The sequence below is a fragment of the Streptomyces sp. NPDC002785 genome, from assembly GCF_040295565.1.
Classification (GTDB): Bacteria; Actinomycetota; Actinomycetes; order Streptomycetales; family Streptomycetaceae; genus Streptomyces.
This window is the reverse complement of the sequence record NZ_JBEOVN010000086.1, coordinates 1-19,533: the sequence shown is the minus strand read 5'-3', so window position 1 is coordinate 19,533 and position 19,533 is coordinate 1. Positions and strand designations below refer to the sequence as shown.

20 protein-coding genes and 1 pseudogene are annotated in these 19,533 nt (G+C 69.9%); 17 read left to right on the top strand and 4 right to left on the bottom strand.

Going from position 1 to position 19,533, the window contains the following annotated elements; genetic code table 11:
* The first annotated feature begins 169 nt into the window (after positions 1-169).
* The 9 genes from ABTZ94_RS20705 to ABTZ94_RS20665 all read left to right on the top strand — a co-directional run bounded on the left by ABTZ94_RS20705 (position 170) and on the right by ABTZ94_RS20665 (position 7,700).
* On the top strand, positions 170-565 hold the full coding sequence (locus ABTZ94_RS20705; RefSeq protein WP_351202518.1) for a TOBE domain-containing protein: 396 nt from the start codon (positions 170-172) through the stop codon (positions 563-565).
* Between the two features lie 48 nt (positions 566-613).
* Complete coding sequence (gene modA, locus ABTZ94_RS20700; RefSeq protein ID WP_351202517.1) at positions 614-1,420, top strand: molybdate ABC transporter substrate-binding protein; 807 nt, start codon at positions 614-616, stop codon at positions 1,418-1,420.
* Positions 1,421-1,526: 106 nt separating this feature from the next.
* Positions 1,527-3,488, top strand: coding sequence for an ABC transporter permease (locus tag ABTZ94_RS20695; protein ID WP_351202516.1), 1,962 nt, complete (start codon positions 1,527-1,529; stop codon positions 3,486-3,488).
* Positions 3,489-3,555: 67 nt separating this feature from the next.
* The gene (locus ABTZ94_RS20690; protein WP_351202515.1) at positions 3,556-4,023 is read left to right on the top strand and encodes a DUF6325 family protein; all 468 of its coding nucleotides are present in this window, start codon (positions 3,556-3,558) and stop codon (positions 4,021-4,023) included.
* A gap of 71 nt (positions 4,024-4,094) precedes the next feature.
* Positions 4,095-4,394 carry an SHOCT domain-containing protein gene (locus ABTZ94_RS20685; RefSeq protein WP_351202514.1) on the top strand — a complete coding sequence of 100 codons (300 nt, stop codon included), beginning with the start codon at positions 4,095-4,097 and terminating at the stop codon, positions 4,392-4,394.
* Between the two features lie 298 nt (positions 4,395-4,692).
* A complete protein-coding gene (locus tag ABTZ94_RS20680; RefSeq protein WP_351202513.1) occupies positions 4,693-5,490 on the top strand; it encodes a tyrosine-protein phosphatase in 798 nt (265 codons plus the stop codon).
* A gap of 163 nt (positions 5,491-5,653) precedes the next feature.
* Entirely contained in the window at positions 5,654-6,595 is a 942-nt protein-coding gene (locus ABTZ94_RS20675; RefSeq protein WP_351202512.1) for a DUF8832 domain-containing protein, read from the top strand.
* A 145-nt stretch (positions 6,596-6,740) separates the two neighbouring features.
* Positions 6,741-7,178, top strand: coding sequence for a DnaJ family domain-containing protein (locus tag ABTZ94_RS20670; protein WP_351202511.1), 438 nt, complete (start codon positions 6,741-6,743; stop codon positions 7,176-7,178).
* A gap of 30 nt (positions 7,179-7,208) precedes the next feature.
* On the top strand, positions 7,209-7,700 hold the full coding sequence (locus tag ABTZ94_RS20665; protein WP_351202510.1) for a GNAT family N-acetyltransferase: 492 nt from the start codon (positions 7,209-7,211) through the stop codon (positions 7,698-7,700).
* A 70-nt stretch (positions 7,701-7,770) separates the two neighbouring features.
* Here the strand turns inward: ABTZ94_RS20665 and ABTZ94_RS20660 are convergent, their stop codons facing one another.
* The 3 genes from ABTZ94_RS20660 to ABTZ94_RS20650 all read right to left on the bottom strand — a co-directional run bounded on the left by ABTZ94_RS20660 (position 7,771) and on the right by ABTZ94_RS20650 (position 9,716).
* A complete protein-coding gene (locus ABTZ94_RS20660) occupies positions 7,771-8,160 on the bottom strand; it encodes a VOC family protein (RefSeq protein ID WP_351202509.1) in 390 nt (129 codons plus the stop codon).
* A gap of 236 nt (positions 8,161-8,396) precedes the next feature.
* Positions 8,397-9,224, bottom strand: coding sequence for a VOC family protein (locus ABTZ94_RS20655; RefSeq protein ID WP_351202508.1), 828 nt, complete (start codon positions 9,222-9,224; stop codon positions 8,397-8,399).
* A gap of 123 nt (positions 9,225-9,347) precedes the next feature.
* Positions 9,348-9,716 carry a DUF6479 family protein gene (locus tag ABTZ94_RS20650; RefSeq protein ID WP_351202507.1) on the bottom strand — a complete coding sequence of 123 codons (369 nt, stop codon included), beginning with the start codon at positions 9,714-9,716 and terminating at the stop codon, positions 9,348-9,350.
* Positions 9,717-10,044: 328 nt separating this feature from the next.
* On the opposite strand from ABTZ94_RS20650, the pseudogene ABTZ94_RS20645 reads away from it, so the two are divergent.
* The 8 genes and pseudogenes from ABTZ94_RS20645 to ABTZ94_RS20610 form a co-directional block, all read left to right on the top strand.
* Positions 10,045-10,179: pseudogene (locus ABTZ94_RS20645) on the top strand (NrfD/PsrC family molybdoenzyme membrane anchor subunit); the annotation flags it as partial.
* Complete coding sequence (locus ABTZ94_RS20640) at positions 10,176-10,583, top strand: hypothetical protein (protein WP_351202506.1); 408 nt, start codon at positions 10,176-10,178, stop codon at positions 10,581-10,583. The pseudogene ABTZ94_RS20645 and the gene ABTZ94_RS20640, both read left to right, overlap by 4 nt.
* Positions 10,584-10,682: 99 nt before the next feature.
* Entirely contained in the window at positions 10,683-11,249 is a 567-nt protein-coding gene (locus ABTZ94_RS20635; RefSeq protein WP_351202505.1) for a 2Fe-2S iron-sulfur cluster-binding protein, read from the top strand.
* Complete coding sequence (locus tag ABTZ94_RS20630; protein WP_351202504.1) at positions 11,246-12,232, top strand: FAD binding domain-containing protein; 987 nt, start codon at positions 11,246-11,248, stop codon at positions 12,230-12,232. The genes ABTZ94_RS20635 and ABTZ94_RS20630 overlap by 4 nt, the downstream gene beginning before the upstream one ends.
* Before the next feature lie 42 nt (positions 12,233-12,274).
* Positions 12,275-14,374, top strand: coding sequence for a xanthine dehydrogenase family protein molybdopterin-binding subunit (locus ABTZ94_RS20625; RefSeq protein ID WP_351202503.1), 2,100 nt, complete (start codon positions 12,275-12,277; stop codon positions 14,372-14,374).
* 175 nt (positions 14,375-14,549) lie between these two features.
* Positions 14,550-15,059, top strand: coding sequence for an ATP-binding protein (locus ABTZ94_RS20620; RefSeq protein ID WP_351202502.1), 510 nt, complete (start codon positions 14,550-14,552; stop codon positions 15,057-15,059).
* Between the two features lie 185 nt (positions 15,060-15,244).
* Positions 15,245-16,669, top strand: coding sequence for an NADP-dependent succinic semialdehyde dehydrogenase (locus tag ABTZ94_RS20615; protein WP_351202501.1), 1,425 nt, complete (start codon positions 15,245-15,247; stop codon positions 16,667-16,669).
* 34 nt (positions 16,670-16,703) lie between these two features.
* The gene (locus ABTZ94_RS20610) at positions 16,704-19,091 is read left to right on the top strand and encodes a phosphoketolase family protein (RefSeq protein ID WP_351202500.1); all 2,388 of its coding nucleotides are present in this window, start codon (positions 16,704-16,706) and stop codon (positions 19,089-19,091) included.
* 27 nt (positions 19,092-19,118) lie between these two features.
* On the opposite strand, the gene ABTZ94_RS20605 is transcribed toward ABTZ94_RS20610, so the two are convergent.
* Positions 19,119-19,442 carry a plasmid stabilization protein gene (locus ABTZ94_RS20605; protein WP_351202499.1) on the bottom strand — a complete coding sequence of 108 codons (324 nt, stop codon included), beginning with the start codon at positions 19,440-19,442 and terminating at the stop codon, positions 19,119-19,121.
* Between the last annotated feature and the right edge of the window lie 91 nt (positions 19,443-19,533).

Sequence of the window (19,533 nt, the reverse complement as noted above, 5' to 3'; positions counted from 1 at the left end):
GGCTCCGTCTGTGACCTTGCCCTCTCCGAACGCGCTTGATCCTTCACGCACGGTCGCGTAACCGACCTGCATCCGAACCTCGGTACTTCCTCCGGCGCACCTGGCATTTGCCCCACGGATCAGCTGGTTGGATTGCAGCTGCGAGAACAATCCGAATATCTTGTCGCACATGCAGTCCTACACAATCGGGCAGGCGGCGCGTCTGCTGGGGGTCAGCCCCGACACGGCCCGCCGTTGGGCGGACGCCGGAAAGGTCGCGACCCACCGTGACGAAGGCGGCCGAAGGCTCATCGACGGCCGTGATCTGGCCGCTTTCTCCATCGAGGTCGGCCAGGGCGCGGGAGGCGAGGACGAGACCTCGTACACGTCGGCCCGCAACGCCTTCCCGGGCATCGTCACCGGAGTGAAGCTCGGCGACGTCGCGGCCCAGGTCGAGATTCAGGCAGGCCCGCACCGGCTGGTGTCGCTGCTCACGCGGGAGGCGGTCGAGGAACTCGGCCTGGAGGTCGGCATGCAGGCCACCGCTCGCGTGAAGTCCACCAACGTGCACATCGACCGCGCCTGATCGCGCACCACCTTCGACGCGCATCAATCCCAAGGAGCCCCCGGCAACATGACGACCACCCTCACCAGGCGCCGCACCGCTGCCGCGATCGTGACCGCCGCACTGCTGCTCCCGCTCGCCGCCTGCGGCAGCGATGACGACAACAAGAAGGACTCCGCCGGAAAGTCCGCGGCGTCGTCCGGCGCCCCCGAGGGCCGGCTGACGGTCCTGGCCGCGGCCTCGCTCACCGATGTGTTCAAGACCGCGGGCGCCGCGTACGAGAAGGAACACCCGGGTACGAAGGTGACGTTCTCCTTCGCCGGGTCCCAGGAACTCGCCGCCCAGGTGAAGCAGGGCGCGCCCGCCGACGCCCTGGTCACCGCGGACACCAGGACGATGGACGGGCTGAAGTCCGACACCGGTACCCCCACCGTCATCGCCAAGAACCGCCTCGTCATCGCCACCGGGGAGGGCAACCCGGAGAAGATCGCGAACCTGGAGGACCTGACCGACCCCAAGCTCAAGGTGGTCCTGGCCGCACCCGAGGTTCCGGTCGGCCGCTACAGCAAGCAGGTCCTCGACGCCCAGAAGCTCACCGTCAAGCCGGTCTCCCAGGAGCCCAACGTCCGCGCCGTCCTCAGCAAGGTCGAGCTGGGCGAGGCCGATGCGGGCATCGTCTACAAGACGGATGCCGCCACGGCCACCGACAAGGTCGACGCCGTCGACCTCCCCGACGCGCAAAACGCCGTCGCCTCCTACCCGGCCGCGACGCTGCGGCAGTCCAAGAACACCGAGGCCGCCACGGCGTTCGTGAAGTGGCTGAGCACCCCCGAGGCGCAGAAGATCCTGCAGGCCGCAGGCTTCCAGCGGCCGTAGCCGACATGCCGTATGCACCGCAGGGGCTGCCCGGGCCGGGAGAAACCGGGGCAGCCCCTGCGGCTGAGCCAGTCCTGCACGTACCGACCGATCCCTGGAACCTCCGATGAGAGCCCTCCGCAGCCGTGTGCCCGGCGCGCGCACCCCTGTCGCCCTGGCGCTCCCCGCGCTGCTCGGCGTCGCGTTCCTGCTGATGCCGTTGATCGGCATCCTGGCCCGTACCTCCTGGGCCGACCTGGGCACCCATCTGACCAGCCCCGGTGTCACGCAGGCGCTCAGGCTGTCCCTGCTCGTCTCGTTCTGGGCCCTGGGCCTCTCGCTCCTGCTCGGGGTGCCCCTGGCCTGGCTGCTGGCCCGGGTCGACTTCCCCGGCAAGACGCTCGTACGCTCGCTGGTCCTCCTGCCGATGGTGCTGCCGCCCACCGTCGGAGGTGTGGCGCTGCTCCTCGGCTTCGGTCGCCGGGGGCTGCTCGGACCCTGGCTGGAGGACACCTTCGGGATCACGCTGCCGTTCCACACCTCGGGCGCGGTGGTCGCGGCGACCTTTGTCGCGATGCCGTTCCTCGTCATCAGCCTCGAAGGAGCACTGGCCGGCCTGCGCCCCTCGTACGAGGAGACCGCCGCCTCCCTGGGGGCCTCACCGGCCCGGGTGTTCTTCACGGTCACCCTCCCGATGGTCGCCCCCGGTCTCGCCGCCGGTGCCGCACTCACCTGGGCGCGGGCGCTCGGCGAGTTCGGTGCGACCATCACCTTCGCGGGCAACCTGCCGGGCACCACCCAGACGCTGCCTCTCCAGGTCTACCTGCTGCTCCAGGACTCCCCGGAGGCCGCCACCTCCGTATCGCTCCTGCTGCTCGCCATCGCCATGGCCGTACTCATAGCTCTGCGCGGGCGCTGGACCGGAGCGCCGCGCGACCGCTCACACGGCCCCGAGCCCGCGGCCGACGACATGGACGGCAGGGACGGTACGGGCACGGCAGGCCCCCCGGCCGCCCGACGCAGCGACGAAACGCCCCCGGTTCCGCAGGAACGCCGGTCGTTGCATGCCGAGGTCACCGGCTTCAACCGGCTGACCCTCGACGCGGCGCCAGGCACCACGATCGCCGTCGTCGGACCCAATGGCGCGGGCAAGACGACCCTGCTGCGCGCCCTCCTCGGCCTGACCCCGCGCGCCCAAGCCCGACTGCGTCTCGGCGACACCGACGTCACCGCGTTGCCCCCGCACCGCCGACAGGTGGCCTGGGTGCCGCAGAACGGTGCGCTCTTCCCGCATTTGAGCGCACTGACGAACACGGCGTACGGGCTCCGCGCCCACGGCGTCCCCCGGGCCGAGGCCCGCCGCGAGGCGCAGCAGTGGCTCGACCGGCTGGGCGTCGGCCATCTCGCTCACCGCAGGCCCTCCCAGCTCTCCGGCGGCCAGGCCCAGCGCGTGGCCCTGGCCCGGGCGCTCGCCGCCCGCCCCTGGCTGCTGCTGCTCGACGAGCCGCTCGCCGCCCTCGACCAGACCACCCGCGCCCATGTCCGGCACACCCTGCGTACCCATCTCGCCGGGTTCGGCGGCGTCTGTCTGATCGTCACCCATGACCCGGTCGAGGCGGTTTCACTGGCCGATCGGGTACTCGTACTCGATGAAGGGCGCACCCTCCAGTACGCGGCACCTGCCGAGGTGACCCGGCATCCGCGCTCGCCGTGGGTCGCCCGGATGCTCGGCCGCAACGCCTGGCCCGGTACCGCCGCCCCCGACGGCGCCCTCGCCCTTGCCGGCGGCGGCCGGCTTGTCGTCGCGGACTCCCTCGCCGAGGGGGCAGCAGCCCTCGCGGTCATCGCGCCGGAAGCCGTCTCCGTGCACCACGACAGGCCCGGGGGAAGCCCCCGCAACGTCTGGCCGGGAACGGTCCGTGAGCTCACCACCGTGGGCAGCCGGATCCGGGTGCTGATCGTCTCCGACGAGGCTCCGGATCTGGTTGCTGAGATCACCCCTGATGCGATGACCGAGCTGGGTCTCAGCGAGGGGAAAGCCGTGTGGACCAGCGTGAAGGCAACTGAGGTCACCGCCGTCACCCTGTGAGGGAATCACCCTTATATCCACCTGTTGCAGGTGATTCGCCATAATGCAGGGCCAAATGGTCGAAGTTATGCTGCTGGCAATCAACCCATCAGGAGAGGACACGCCCGTGGCTGTGGGACCTGTGGAGTACCTCGTCGTCGCCTTTCCGGGCAGCCGGTTCACGGGCGCCATCGTGCCGGCGCCGGCCGAAGCGGTCGCGTCGAAGGCGGTGCGGATCCTCGACCTGACCTTTGTGCACCGGGCCGAGGACGGCACCCTCGACCTGATCGAACTGGAAGACCTCGACCCCGATGAGCTCGTGTCGTTCGAACCGGTCGAAGGAGTGGTCACGGACCTGCTGAACAGTGAAGGCATCCGGGTGCTGGGGGAGCAGGTGCCGCCGGGCAGCTCCGCGGCGCTGATCGTGTGGGAAGACCTGTGGGCGGTGCCGCTCACGGCGGCCGTCCGGGCCTCGGGCGGTCAGGTGGTCGCCCATGAGCGCATCCCCGCCGACGTCGCGGAGGCGGCCGTGTCCGCCGCCGGTTTTGCTGGCTGACCTCACCCGCCGGCCGGGACAGCACCGCACAGGAAAGGGCGTACGACATGCCGATTTTCCGAGGACCGGGCATGAACCGCCGAGGACCGGGCCTGCTCGGTGCCGTGGCCCGAACGGCCGTCGTCGCGGGGACCGCTTCGGCGGTCAGCGGACGGGTCCAGCAGCACCAGCAGGCCAAGTTCGCCGAACGCGACACCGCGGAAGCGGCCGAACCGCAGGCGCAGCAGTACGCCGCGCAGCAGCAGGTAGCCGCCGCTCCGCCCGCGGACGATCTCATCAGCCGGCTGGAGCGGCTGGCCGAGCTGAAGAAGCAGGGCATCCTGACCGATGCCGAGTTCGAGGCCCAGAAGGCGAAGATCCTGGCGGACTGACCCGGTCGGGTTACGGCAGGATTCGTGCGGTCGGAAATTCAAAGACTTTCGGATTCGCTCACGCGCCAACACCTGTTCCACGTCGAGCGAGAAACTACGGAAACACGGCACATCAAATGTGCTCCGCCCCTGACCTGGAGGGGAGCGGTTGCGATTTCACATTTCCTTTATCTCCTTCGGTGTCGCCGATCGATGCTTCTCCGGCGTTTTACTTTGTCGATCTCCAGGACGCGTGCGACGTTTGATCCGGTCAGGTCGAATCAATTCGGATACGCGACGGGAAAAGGGGAAGTTCATCGTGCAAACCGCCAGGGCCGTCCCGGCATCCACCGTCATCAATCTGCGCGACCTGGGCGGCATCGCTCTGGGGCCTGACCATCGGGTCCGGCCGGGCGCCGTGCTGCGCTCCGGCCAGCTCAGTGGGCTGGACGCGGTGCAGGACATGGCGGTGGCCGCGCTCGGCATCCGTACCGTAGTCGATCTGCGAACTGCCGACGAGCGTGCGTCGGCACCCGACCGGCTGCCACCCGGTGCACGGCTCTTCGTCGCCGATGTGCTTGGCGACAATCCGGGCGTGGCGCCCGCCCGGCTGCGCACGCTGCTTGCCGACCCGGTCGCGGCGGAGCAGCTGCTGGGAAGCGGGAAGGCCGAGGAGATGTTCGCCGAGACGTACCGGCAGATGGTGCTCTCGCCGGGTGCCGCCGCCGCTTACCGGGCCTTCGTCGAGACTGCCGCCGACGACCGGGCCCGCCCGGTGCTCTTCCACTGCACGGCCGGCAAGGACCGTACAGGCTGGGCCGCCGCGCTGCTGCTGATGCTGGTCGGCGCGTCACGGGATGTGGTGCGGGCCGAGTTCCTCGCGGTGAACCCGGTCGTACGGGTCGCCCACGCCCCGTACGTACAGGGCTTTCTCGATGCGGGCGGTGACCCGGAGATCGCGTCCGCGATCATCGAGGTCCGCGCCCGCTACCTCGACATGGCGCTGGACGCCATGGACGAGAGGTGGGGCGGGCTCGACGGGTATGTGCGCGACGGCCTGAGGATTCCGGAGGCCGCGGTGGAGCGGCTGCGCAGCGGGCTCGTGGTGTCCGTCTGAGCCGAACGCCGAAACCCCGCCCCCTCCACGGTGTCGCCGGCCGGTCTCTCGCGGAAGCGGGAAGCAATGACGCACTCCCGGGTTGACTTGATACCCCTAGGGGGTATGTTGTCGGTTCATCGGGAAGCGCCGCCTCCTGATGGATCCGATGGAGGACACCGTCATGAACAACGCACTGAGGATCACCGCCTTCGCCGCCGCGCTTGCCGCGACCTTCGGGACCGCGTACGGCGTGGGGAGGGGTGTCGACCCGCTGGTAGCCACTGAGGACCGCCCCGCGCAGCAGCACGCCGGTCACGGCGAGGGAGAGGAGGGCGGGGTGAAGGAGGCGGCGGATCAGGTGGCCGGAGGGCTGCAGATCTCCGACGGTGGCTACACGCTGGCCCTCGAATCGCCCACGATACGAGCCGGGGCTCGGAGCGAGATCCGGTTCGCCATCAAGGACGACAGTGGCCGCAAGGTCACCGCCTATCAGCGCGAGCACGGCAAGGAACTGCACTTCATACTCGCATCGAGTGACCTCACCGAATTCCGGCACCTGCACCCCGTCCGGGCGGCCGACGGCACCTGGTCGACCCCCGTCGACCTGCCCAAGGCCGGTGGCTACCGGGCGTTCGCCGACTTCACGCCGGATGCCGAGGGCGCGGAGAACCTCACGCTGGGCGCGGATCTGGCCGTCTCCGGCACCTACCACCCCGCCGCTCTGCCGGCCCGGCGCACCACCGCAGAAGTGGACGGCTACCGCGTCGCACTCGACGGCGAACTCCGCGCCGGCCAGGGCGGAGAACTGAAGCTGACCGTCAGCAGGAACGGCCGCCCAGTCACCGATCTGCAGCCCTACCTCGGCGCGTACGGGCACCTGGTCGCCCTGCGCTCGGGCGACCTGGCCTATCTGCATGTCCACCCGAACGAGGGCGGCCCTGGGCCCGTGGTGTCCTTCACGGCGACGGCACCCAGTGCGGGTACGTACCGGCTCTTCCTCGACTTCCAGCACGAAGGGAAGGTCCGCACCGTGGCGTTCACCGTCCCGGTGGCGGCGTCGGGGAAGGGGGTCGCCGGCCATGAGGAGCGTGGGACCGGGGCGCCCGGGGGTCACGCGCACTGAAGCGGGCACGAGGGCTGCCCCCCGGACCCCGAAGCGGCGCTGCGCCGACGCCCGTTGAGGGGGGCGACGTCGGCGCAGCGGGTGCTCCTGCGTCCCTCGGTATCGTGGAAGGACCGGATTACGAATCCTCCGAGAGGGGCGTACGTTGACCGAACGCAAGCCTGCGGGCGTCAGCTTCGAATCATGGGTCGACAAGCAGATCCGCGAGTCCGAGCAGCGCGGCGACTTCTCGCAGTTGCCGGGATTCGGCAAGCCGCTCGACGGCCTTGACGCTCCCTACGACGAGACCTGGTGGATCAAGCAGAAGATGCAGCGGGAAGGAGTGTCGGTGCTCCCGCCGACACTGGCGCTGCGCAAAGAGGCGGAGGATGTGCGCGACGCCGTGCCCGGCGTGCGGACGGAGGCCGAGGTGCGGCGCATGCTGACCGAGGTCAACGAGAAGATCCGGGCGGCCATCAGGCGTCCGCCGCCAGGACCTCTGCTGAATCTCAAGCCGTTCGACATCGACGCCGTGGTCGAGGAGTGGCGCGCGGCGCGCGGACCGTCCTGGCAATCCGGAGCCCGCGGGGCCCGGAAGTGGTAGCCCCGCAGCCGGATGCGTAATACTCACTTTATGACATCGAGCATTACGCGTCCGGGCGACGGGGTGCGCAGCGAGGCCGTACGGATCAGGCGGGCGACCGCACGGGACGCGAAGCGGCTCACCCGGCTGGTAAGGACCTCGCGCGCCTACGAGGGGCCCTACGCCGCCATGGTCGCCGGATATCGGGTGGGGCCCGACTACATCGAGACCCACCAGGTCTTCGCGGCCGTCGAGCCCGACACCGACCGGCTCCTCGGCTTCTACTCGCTGATCCTCGCGCCGCCGGAACTCGACCTCATGTTCGTCGCCAACGACGCGCAGGGGCTCGGTATCGGGCGGCTGCTCATCAGGCATCTGCGCGACGAGGCGCAGCGCGCCGGCCTGACCGGCGTCCGCATCGTCTCGCATCCGCCCGCCGAGGGCTTCTACCGCAGTGCGGGTGCCCGGCGGACCGGCACCCTTGCGGCCAACCCGCCCGCGGTGATGTGGGACAGGCCCGAACTGGTGCTGCCGATCGCTTGATCCGACACGGAAGAGTCCGGCCGGAACCCGCGCACGGATCCCGGCCGAACCCCCTTTCCCGTACGTCGTGTTACGAGGTCCAGCCCCCGTACGGGCGCGTGATGATCTCCATGGCGTGACCGGCGGGATCGAGGAAGTAGATGCCTCGGCCGCCGTCGTTGTGGTTGATCTCGCCGGGATGCTTCCGATGCGGATCCGCGTAGTACGTGATCCCGAGCTCCTTGATGCGTGCGTACGCCGTGTCGAACTCCGCCTCCGAGACGAGGAAGGCGTAGTGCTGCATGACGATCGACGCTTCGGGAATGGTCGCGAAGTCCAGGGTGACCCCGTTCGCGGTGGCGACCGGTATGAACGGGCCCCATTCCCCGCCGACTTCCAGGCCCAGTATGTTCGCCAGGAACTCGGCGGATTCCCGGTTGTCCCGGGCGTGAATGATGGTGTGATTCAACTCGACTGACACTGTGGAATGCCTCCAACGGGCATCTCACGGGCACCTCCACGCCTCACCCGGCCGGTGACCGGCGCGCGATGCCGTACTCAAGATCCTAGGCGGGGTCGAACCGGCCGTCGAGACCTGGTGTGCCCGCCGTCGGGTCTACGGCGGGGGAGGAGGGGAAGGCGAAGTACTCCGCGCATTCGGACGGAGGCTCACGGTGACCTCGACCACCCACCTCCCCGGCGGCCCGGGCGGTCCGTTCAGCCGGCATCGCCCGCGACGGGGCCCCGGACGTCCGTGACCGTGAAGAGCCCGCCGTCCGGGTCCAGCAGGGTCGCCTCGCTGCCCTGCCCCAGCGGACGCTGTTCGACCAGACTGCCGCCGTGCTGCCGTGCCGCCTCGACCGTGGCCGCCACATCGGCGACGGGGAAGTGGACCTGCCAGTGCGGGCGGACCAGCGGATCGGGTGCCGCTTCCACCGCACCGGAGCTGATCCGGGCGAGCTGACGTCCGTCGCAGTCGACGATGACCTCGTCCTTCTCGTACGACACCTCGCAGCACCCGGGCCGCCCGCTCGCCCAGTCGAGCACCCCGCCGTAGAAGATCGCCGCATCGAAGGCGTTCCTGGTGTGCAGCCGCAGCCAGGTGTGCGAGCGGTCGTCCGGTGCGCGGGGCGAGGTCGCGGGCTCGGTCCGCTCCCAGATGCCGAACACCGCACCGTCGAGGTCCGCCGCCAGCGCCCCTCGCCCCTTGCCGAGCGCCAGCGGCCCCACCGCGACCGTGCCGCTGCGCTCACGGATGCGTGAGGCCGCCGCGTCGGCGTCGGGGACGGCGAAGTACGGGGTCCAGGCCACGGCCACCCGGTAGGCGGTCGCCACCGCGCCGATGCCTGCGACCGGCACATCCCCGCGGCGTGCGACGGAGAACTCCTGCCCCAGCTTGGCCGGCCGGAAGGTCCAGCCCAGCACGGCGGCGTAGAAATCCTGCGCCGATTCCAGGTCGCGGGTCATGAGGTTGACCCAGCAGGGCGCTGCGGATCCGGTCAGCGGTGCCGGCATCGACGCCGCCCCAGGATGGCTTCCGGTCATGGTCCTACTGCCTTCATCGGTTCTGCGGCCTGCGCGTGACGGCGGCCGTCGGAGCCTCACCAGCCTCACTGCGAGCGGCCGCTCCCGCAACACGCGGCGGCGCCGCGAGCCCCGCCGCAGTGCTCAGTGAGGCGGCTGCCTCTCCTGGTCTCCGGGAGGTCGGTCACGCTGCTCGTCGCTGTCGCGGTGGATGGTCTCGCTTCCGTGGTCACCGAGCTCATAGGGGGAGAGGCCTCGTCCGTCGGCCGGGAAACTGTCGTCACCGTGGACATCGCGTTGCTCGATATGGCTCCGGTGGTCCGGCCGCAGTGGCTGTTCGTCGGGCCGGGGTGGAGGCAGTTCCTGGGCGCGGCGCCGCCTGCCCAGCCAGACGGCACCGATCAGCATGCCCACCAGCGCCACTCCGACAATGCCCATCACCGCCCCGGTCGCGTCCCGCCCGTCGGCGAGCGTGAGGGCCAGTGAACCGAGGTCTCCGTTCGATACGTCCATGCCTCCCGAATACCCCAAGGTGAGGACATCACTCGGCAATGACTATGAATTCATGTTTTAAGTGGATATGAAGGTAAAAATGTTTCGGTCCCATGGGGGTGATCACGGGACTGCCCCGATGCCTGGGCTGTCCACTTGAGGTCGGCTTCGTGTCGCCGTCACCCAGCAGCGGGGCGAGCCTGGAGAGGACCCTCGAATCGCTGGAGGGAAGCGGAAGCGACGGGAGTGCCGAATCCGCCGAGCCGGTGGCCGGTCTGCCGACAGTTGACCGGCGGTGATCCACTGGGAACAGAGGGAGTGCGGCGACGACAGCGACGAGCGCGAGGCCGCGCTGCTCGCCGGTTCGGCCTGCACACGCTTGGGGATCTTCGCGGCAGGCATCGCCTCCGCCGAGGACCCGTCCAACGTCGGTCCCCAGCGCGGGGACGCACCACACAACGCCGAGCGGAAGGATCCGCGGTGAACAGCATCAAAGAGAAGCAGACGGAGGAAAGCCACTACGACCAGGAGGTCTCGGTCGTCATCACTGGGTGCGAGAAGGGTGACGCGCGCATGGTCTTCGACGTTCTGCGGGCCGCATTCACCACCGACCGGGCCTCGGTCGACGTACCGCAGGACCTTGCCGAGAAGCGCCCCACCGCATGGGTGGCGACCGTCGATGTCACCGAGGAGAGGGTGGTCTCGGGGCCGGTAGTGATCGGCGCGCCCGTAAAGGTCGATGTGCAGGGCGGCTACTGGGCGGTCGAACGGCTCCGGCGGAGCCTGGCGCATGCCTTCGACGTACGGGTCGTGGGGACGGTCTCCGGAGACCAGGAGGAAGAGGTGCGCCTCCGCCTGGAGAGCCGAGAGGGCCGAGAGAGCCGATAGGTCGACAGGCCACGGCCCGGCGGGGGAGCAATGAAGCAGAAAAGTATTGCATATCTGGTAGAAAGCGGATAAAAGGCCACCTTGGAAAGGTGCGAGTGAGTGGACCCCTCTCGCGGGCGGGACGACGGTGCGCAACAGCCGGGAGCAACCGGCGACCGTTCCACCCTGACCCTGCACATCAACGGAACCGAGCAGACTCTGACGCTCGATCACCGCACCACGGTCCTGGACGCGCTGCGCGAACACCTCGACCTCACCGGCGCGAAGAAGGGCTGTGACCACGGACAGTGCGGGGCGTGCACCGTCATCGTCGACGGGCGACGCGCCAACAGCTGCCTGCTGCTCGCCGTCGCCCATGACGGCGCCCGTATCACCACCGTCGAGGGCCTCGCCGACGGCGACCGGCTCCACCCCGTCCAGGAAGCCTTCCTGGACCGCGACGCCCTGCAGTGCGGCTACTGCACACCCGGCCAGATCTGCTCGGCCGTCGGCATGCTCGGCGAGGCGGCGGACGGCTTCCCGTCCCACGTCACCGCACACACCGCACCGGTGTCCGCCCCGGCGCCGCTCGATACCCCCGAGATCCGGGAGCGGATGAGCGGCAACCTGTGCCGCTGCGGCGCCTACCCCCGAATCGTCGAGGCGATCGAGGACGTGGCGCCGTGAAACCCTTCGCCTACCTCCGCGCCCGGTCCACCGCCGAAGCGGTCCGTGAGAGCTCCACCCACCCCGGCGCCGGATTCCTCGGCGGCGGCACCAACCTCGTCGACCTGATGAAGCTCGGTGTGGAAACCCCCGATCTGCTCATCGACATCAGCAGATTGCCCCTGGACCGGGTGGCCGACACCGACGACGGCGGACTGCGCATCGGCGCGACCGTACGCAACAGCGACCTGGCCGCCCATCCCTCGGTACGCACCCGCTACCCCGTCCTGTCGCAGGCGCTGCTGTCCGGCGCATCCGGGCAGCTCCGCAACACCGCCACGACCGGTGGAAACCTGCTGCAGCGCACCCGGTGTCTCTACTTCCAGGACACCTCCAAGCCGTGCAACAAGCGGGAACCCGGCACCGGCTGCCCCGCCCTCGAAGGCACCCACCGCGATCTCGCCGTACTGGGCCACTCCGAGCACTGCGTCGCCACGCACCCGTCCGACATGGCCGTGGCGCTGTCCGCCCTCGACGCCACCGTCCAGTTGCACGGGCCGGACGGCGAACGGACCGTACCCGCCGGCGAATTCCACCGGCTGCCGGGCGACACCCCCCACCGGGACACCGAGATCCGGGCGGGCGAACTCATCACCGAGGTGGTCCTGCCGCCGCGCCCGCACGGCGCAGGATCCGTCTACCGCAAGGCCCGCGACCGCGCCTCGTTCGCGTTCGCCCTCGCATCCGTCGCCGCGGTACTGAGCGTCCGCGACGGCCGGATCGAGCATGCGGCGCTGACCTTCGGCGGCCTCGCCCACCGGCCCTGGCGCGCACATACCGCAGAGGCCGCGCTCCGGGGCGCGCCGGCCACCGACGAGACCTTCACACACGCCGTGGACGCCGAACTCGCCGCGGCCCGGCCGCTGCGCGACAACGTGTTCAAGGTGGGCCTCGCCCGCAATCTGGCCGTTGACGCGCTGGCCGAACTCGCCGCCGACAGCTGAGCAACCGCAGATCCGCCGACCCGCAGACGTGAGGACCCCGTCATGAGCCAGGCCCCTCCACCGCTGGGCACCCCCGTCGCACGCCGCGAGGGCCGGGACAAGGTCACAGGCACCGCCCGTTACGCCGCGGAGCACACCCCGCCGGGCTGTCTGTACGGCTGGCCCGTCCCCGCCACGATCGTCCGCGGCCGTGTCAGTGCCGTCCACACCGACGAGGCGCTGGCCCTGCCGGGCGTGCACGCCGTCCTCAGCCACGACAACGCCCCTCGGCTGAAGCAGCCCGACGACCCGATCCTCGCCGTCCTCCAGGACGACCGAGTCCCGCACCGGGGCTGGCACATCGCGCTCGTGGTGGCCGACACGCTCGACCACGCCCGTGCCGGGGCCGAGGCACTGCGGATCGCGTACGAGACCACCGAGCACGATGTCCTCCTGACCGAGGACCACCCCGGCCTGTACACGCCGGAGACCGTCAACGGCGAGTACCCCGCCGTCCGCGAACGCGGTGACGCCGACCGGGCCTTCGCCATGGCACCCGTACAGGTCGACGCCACCTACACCATCGGCGCCCTGCACAACCACCCCATGGAGCCGCACGCCTCCACCGCGCAGTGGACCAAGGACGGGCACCTGCACGTCCACGACTCGAATCAGGGCTCCACCACCGTCCGCGAGAGCCTCGCCGCCGCCTTCGGGCTCCGGCCGCATCAGGTCACCGTGATCTGTGAACACGTCGGGGGCGGCTTCGGCTGCAAAGGCACCGCACGCCCGCAGACCGTCCTGGCGGCCATGGCCGCGCGCCACACCGGCCACCCCGTCAAGGTCGCCCTGCCCCGGCGCCAGTTGGCCGCTGTGGTCGGACACCGTGCTCCCACCGTGCAGCGGCTCCGGCTCGGTGCCGAACTCGACGGAACCCTCACCTCGGTCTCCCACGAGCTCATCACCCACACCTCCACCATCAAGGAGTTCGTGGAGCAGGCGGCCGTACCGACCCGCATCATGTACGGGTCCGCCCACAGCCGTACCACCCACCGCGTGAGCGCCCTGGACGTACCGAGCCCCTCCTGGATGCGCGCACCGGGTGAAGCCCCGGGCATGTACGCGTTGGAATCCGCCATGGACGAACTCGCCGCGGCCCTCGGCATGGACCCCGTCGAACTGCGCCTGCGCAACGATCCGGCCGACGAACCCGACTCCGGCCGCCCGTTCAGCAGCCGAGGCCTCGCCACCTGTCTGGAGCAGGGTGCCGCGCGCTTCGGCTGGTACGACCGCGATCCGCGCCCCGCGGTCCGCGAAGAGGGTCCGCTGCTGATCGGCACGGGCGTCGCGTCCGCCACGTTCCCCGTGTACCTCGCCGCCTCCAGCGCCTCGGCGCACGCGGCACCCGACGGCTCGTACCTCATCCGGGTCAACGCCACCGACATCGGCACCGGCGCCCGCACCGTGCTCGGGCAGATCGCGGCCTCCGTGCTGGACACCCCGGTGGAGAACGTCCGGATCGACATCGGCAACAGCGAACTTCCCGACGCCCCGCTGGCCGGCGGCTCCTCGGGCACGGGCTCCTGGGGCTGGTCCGTGCACAAGGCGTCCGCCGCCCTCCTGCGGCAGCTGCGCGAGCGCACCGGCCCCCTTCCCGCCGAGGGAATGACGGTCCTTGCGGACACCGAGCAGGAGATCTCCGGGCAGTCCCCCTACGCACGCCATGCGTTCGGTGCGCAATTCGCCGAGGTCGCCGTCGACTCCCGCACCGGAGAAGTGCGGGTGCGCCGGATGCTCGGTGTTTTTGCTGCCGGGCACATCCTCAACCCCCGTACCGCACGCTCCCAGTTCATCGGAGGCATGACCATGGGCATCGGTATGGCCCTGACCGAGGGCAGCACCATGGACCCCGTCTTCGGCGACTTCACCGAGAGCGATCTCGCCTCCTACCACGTGCCGTCCTGCGCCGACGTACCGGAGATCGAGGTGCACTGGATCGACGAGGACGACCCGCATCTCAACCCGATGGGCAGCAAGGGCATCGGCGAAATCGGCATCGTCGGCGCCGCGGCAGCCATTGGCAACGCGGTCCGGCACGCCACCGGAGTGCGGTTGCGCACCCTTCCCCTCACCCCGGACACACTGCTGCCTTACCTCCTGTGACCTGGGCGGATGTTCTCCGTACGGCCGGGACTTCGGCCCCCGTGTTGCGCAACCGGCTCTGCGGGGTCACTCTGTTGAGTGACCTAGAAGTGACATCTGCTCACTCTTCGTATTCGGGGGGTCGTTGGTTCAACGGGGCGAAGTTCAGTGGGCCTCGATGTGAGGAGCCTCGACGATGACCGTTCCATTCGACCGGCACTATCTGGTCGAACTCCAGGTTTCGGCAGAGCGTGTTTCGCAACTGCGGCGGATCATCGCCGCGCACCTCCGCCATTGGAGTCTCGAACTTCACATCCGACCGGTGTGCCGGGGTGTGGAGGAGCTGCTGACCAACGTCCACCGGCATGTCGGTGACGACAACAATTGCGTCGTCGAACTCCGCTGGTCCGGGCGGCATCTCACGGTCTCCGTCGCCGACAACGGCTCCGAGATGCCGCGGCTGCTCAGCACAGGCGGCGGTGGTCTCAGCCGTGTCATGGCCCTGAGCGACAGCTGGGGCACCTGTCGTACAGCCGAGGGCAAGGTCGTCTGGTTCACCCGGTACGCGAAGGAGCCGCGCACCGTCGACCTGGTGCCGCTGCCCCCGCTGCCCGGTGTGGGCGAGTTCCGTCGTACGCCCGTCGCCGTCCCGGACCCCGTCCCCGAAACCGCGGCGGCAGCCGACTCTGCTGCCGCTCTCGTCTGAGACGGGCCACGAGGACCGGTACGGCAGGCTTCCGCACCCGCTGAACGCTTCACCCTCCCGGCGCGGACGGTATGCACATCGCACGCCTGGTCCGCGCCGGGAGGGTGCCCGCCGGGCAGGGCCCGCGTTGCGGCGCCGGGCACGGCGCGGCACGGTCGAAGTACCGAGGCAAGGAGGCCACAGCCATGCCCATCGCGACGGTCAACCCCGCGAACGGCGAGACCCTCAGAACGTTCGACGCACTGGGAGACGCGGAGATCGAGCAGAAGCTCGACGCCGCACACACCGCGTTCCGGAAGTACCGCACCACCGGATTCGACGAGAGGGCCGGCCTTCTGAACGTGGCAGCCGGCCTTCTCGATGAGGACGTGCAGGACATCGCGCGGACCATGACCACCGAAATGGGCAAGCCCGTCAAGGCGGCCCGGGCGGAGGCCGCCAAGTGCGTGAAGGCGATGCGCTGGTACGCGGCCCACGCCGAGGAACTCCTCAAGGACGAGCATCCGCCGGAGGCCGATGTACAGGACTCCGGTGCCTCCAGGGCCTATGTCCACTACCGCCCGCTGGGCGCCGTCCTCGCCGTGATGCCGTGGAACTTCCCGCTCTGGCAGGTCGTACGGTTCGCCGCCCCCGCGCTGATGGCCGGGAACGTCGGCCTGCTCAAGCACGCGTCGAACGTCCCGCAGACAGCGATGTATCTGGAGGGCCTGTTCCGCCGGGCCGGATTTCCGGCGGGATGCTTCCAGACACTGCTCGTGGGATCCGGAGCGGTCGAGTCGATCCTGCGCGACAGCCGGGTCGCCGCCGCCACTCTCACCGGCAGCGAGCCGGCCGGCCGCTCGGTCGCGTCGATCGCCGGCGACGAGGTGAAGCACACCGTGCTGGAACTGGGCGGCAGCGACCCGTATCTGGTCATGCCGTCGGCGGACGTCGCCAGGGCCGCCCGTACTGCCGTGACCGCCCGGATGCAGAACAACGGCCAGTCCTGCATCGCCGCCAAACGGTTCATCGTGCACACGCAGGTGTACGACGAGTTCGCCGAGCGGTTCACCGTGGGCATGCGCGATCTGACGGTCGGCGACCCGCTGCAGGAATCAACCGACGTCGGACCGCTCTCCAGCGAACAGGGCCGCGCGGACCTGGAGGAGCTGGTGGACGACGCGGTACGGCAGGGCGCGAGCGTGCTGTGCGGAGGCGGCCGGCCCGACGACCTGGGCCCGGAGCTGGAGCGGGGCTGGTTCTACGCCCCCACCGTCCTCACCGGGATCACGACCGGCATGCGCATCCACCGTGAGGAGACCTTCGGGCCCGTCGCCACGCTCTACCGCGTGGAGGGGCTGGACGAAGCCGTGGCGCTCGCCAACGACAGCCCCTTCGGCCTCAGCTCCAACGTATGGACCCGCGACGCGGACGATGCCCGTCGCTGTGTGCGCGATCTGGAGGCGGGTGGTGTCTTCTTCAACGGCATGACGGCGTCCCATCCCGCGCTGCCGTTCGGCGGCGTGAAGCGCTCCGGCTACGGACGTGAACTCGCCGGGCACGGCATCCGCGAATTCTGCAACGCGACCACGGTCTGGTACGGCCCCGAGCCCGTCGGCGCCACGTCCTAGGAGACACATAGGCGCCACGTCCTAGGAGACACATATGAGTCATGCCGCCCGCCCGGCAGTGACGCCCGGCCCCTCCGACGAAGAGATCGCGGCACTGGACGCGCACTGGCGGGCCGCCAACTATCTGGCCGTCGGCCAGATCTACCTGATGGCCAACCCGCTGCTGACCCGGCCGCTCGCCCGGGAGCACATCAAGCCGCGCCTGCTCGGTCACTGGGGCACTTCACCCGGACTGAACCTGGTCCACACCCATCTCAACCGCATCATCAAGTCCCGCGGCATCCAGGGCCTGTGCGTCTGGGGTCCCGGCCACGGCGGACCCGCCGTCCTCGCCAACTCCTGGCTGGAGGGCAGCTACTCGGAGACGTACCCCGACGTCAGCCGTGACGCCCAGGGCATGGGGCTGCTGTTCAAACAGTTCTCGTTCCCCGGCGGGGTGCCCAGCCATGTGGCACCGGAGACTCCCGGCTCCATCCACGAGGGCGGCGAGCTCGGGTACGCCCTCACCCACGCCTACGGTGCCGCCCTCGACCACCCGGACCTGCTCGTCACCTGCGTCATCGGCGACGGCGAGGCCGAGACCGGACCGCTCGCCGCCTCCTGGCACTCCAACAAGTTCCTCGATCCGGTGCACGACGGAGCCGTCCTCCCGATCCTCCACCTCAACGGCTACAAGATCGCCAACCCGACCGTGCTCGCCCGCCTCCCCGAGCCGGAACTCGACGCCCTGCTGCGGGGCTACGGGCACGACCCCCTGTACGTCGGCGGCGACGACCCACTCACCGTCCACCGGGCGATGGCCGCCGCGATGGACCGGGCCGTCGACCGCATCCGGGAACTCCAGGCCGCCGCCCGTGCCGGCGGCGACACCGAGCGCCCGCACTGGCCGTTGATCGTGCTGCGCACCCCCAAGGGCTGGACCGGCCCGGCCGAGGTCGACGGGGTGCCCGTCGAAGGCACCTGGCGCGCCCATCAGGTTCCGCTGCCCGGCGTCCGGGACAACCCCGAGCATCTGCGCCGGTTGGAGGCGTGGATGCGCTCCTACCGGCCGGATGAACTCTTCGACACGTGGGGACGCCCCACTGCCCAGGTGCTCGACTGCGTGCCCGAAGGCACCGCCCGGCTCGGCGCGACCCCGTACGCCAACGGCGGGCTGCTCCTGCGTGATCTGCCCATCCCGCCGCTGGACGACCACGCCGTCGAAGTCGACAAGCGTGGCACCGTGCTGCACGAGCCGACCCGCGTGCTCGGCGGCCTGCTCGAGGCGGTCGTGGCCGCCACCGCCGAACGCCGCGACTTCCGGGTCGTGGGCCCTGACGAAACCGCGTCGAACCGGCTCGATGCCCTCTACGAGTCCACCGGCAAGGTATGGCAGGAGCGGATCCTGCCGACCGACGAGCACCTCTCCCGCGATGGACGCGTCATGGAGGTGCTCTCGGAGCATCTGTGCCAGGGCTGGCTGGAGGGGTACCTCCTCACTGGCCGGCACGGTCTTTTCTCCTGCTACGAGGCGTTCGCCCACATCGTCGATTCGATGGTCAACCAGCACATCAAATGGCTCAGGACATCCCGCCGGCTGGCCTGGCGCCGCCCCATCGCCTCGCTCAACTACCTGCTCACCTCTCACGTCTGGCGTCAGGACCACAACGGGTTCTCCCACCAGGACCCCGGCTTCGTCGACCACATCCTCAACAAGAGCCCCGAAGTCGTACGGGTCTATCTGCCGCCGGACGCCAACACCCTGCTCTCCATCGCCGACCATGTTCTGCGCAGCCGGGACTACGTCAATGTGATCGTGGCGGGCAAACAGCCGAGCTTCGACTGGCTCACCATGGACGAGGCCCGCGCGCACTGTGCCCGCGGAGCCGGCGTGTGGGAATGGGCGGGCACGGAGGACGGCAGCCGCGAACCCGACGTGGTGCTCGCCTGCGCCGGTGACGTACCCACGCTGGAGACTCTGGCGGCAGCCGACCTGCTGCGCAGGCATCTGCCGGAACTGGCGGTGCGGGTGGTCAATGTGGTCGACATGGCACGGCTGCTGCCCCACAGGGAGCACCCGCACGGAATGCCGGACTCCGAGTACGACGCGGTGTTCACCAGGAACACCCCGGTGATCTTCGCCTACCACGGCTACCCGTGGCTGATCCACCGACTGGCCTACCGGCGGGCCGGCCACGCTCAGTTGCATGTGCGGGGCTACAAGGAGGAGGGCACCACCACCACGCCCTTCGACATGGTGGTCCGCAATGACCTGGACCGCTACCGGCTGGTCATGGATGTCATCGACCGGGTGCCCGGCCTCGGTGTCCGCGCCGTGGCGGTACGCCAGGCGATGGCGGATGTCCGCACCCGCCATCACGCCTGGATCCGTGAACACGGCACGGACTTGCCCGAGGTGGCCGACTGGACCTGGGGCGGCTGACACCGCCCCGGTCCCTGTGACGTGGGCTCAGCGGCCGACCGCCCGTGCCAGCTGGGCCTTCGTCATGTGCGACCGTCCGTGGACGTTCTTCTTCCTCGCCTCTTCGTACAGCTGGTCGCGAGTCGGCCCCTCGGCCCCGCTGTGGGAGCGCAGACCACCGCGCCGTGAGGACGACATGTCCTCGATGGAGGTACGGCTCGCGGTCTTCGACTCACCGGCGCGGGCGCGCTCCTTGTTGACCGTACGGGCCGCGATCTCCTCGGCCCGCTCCTCGCTGACCCCGCGCTCCTGCGCGCTCTCCTTGATGTGTTCGTACTGCCGTTCTCGTTTGGCGTTGGATCCGCGTGGCATGGTGCGCTCACTCCTCTCCCGGGGCCTGCCCCGGGGCTCGATCGGCCCCTCCTCAGTGTCCCAGCGGCCCCCGCGGCCCGCACGCCTGCGG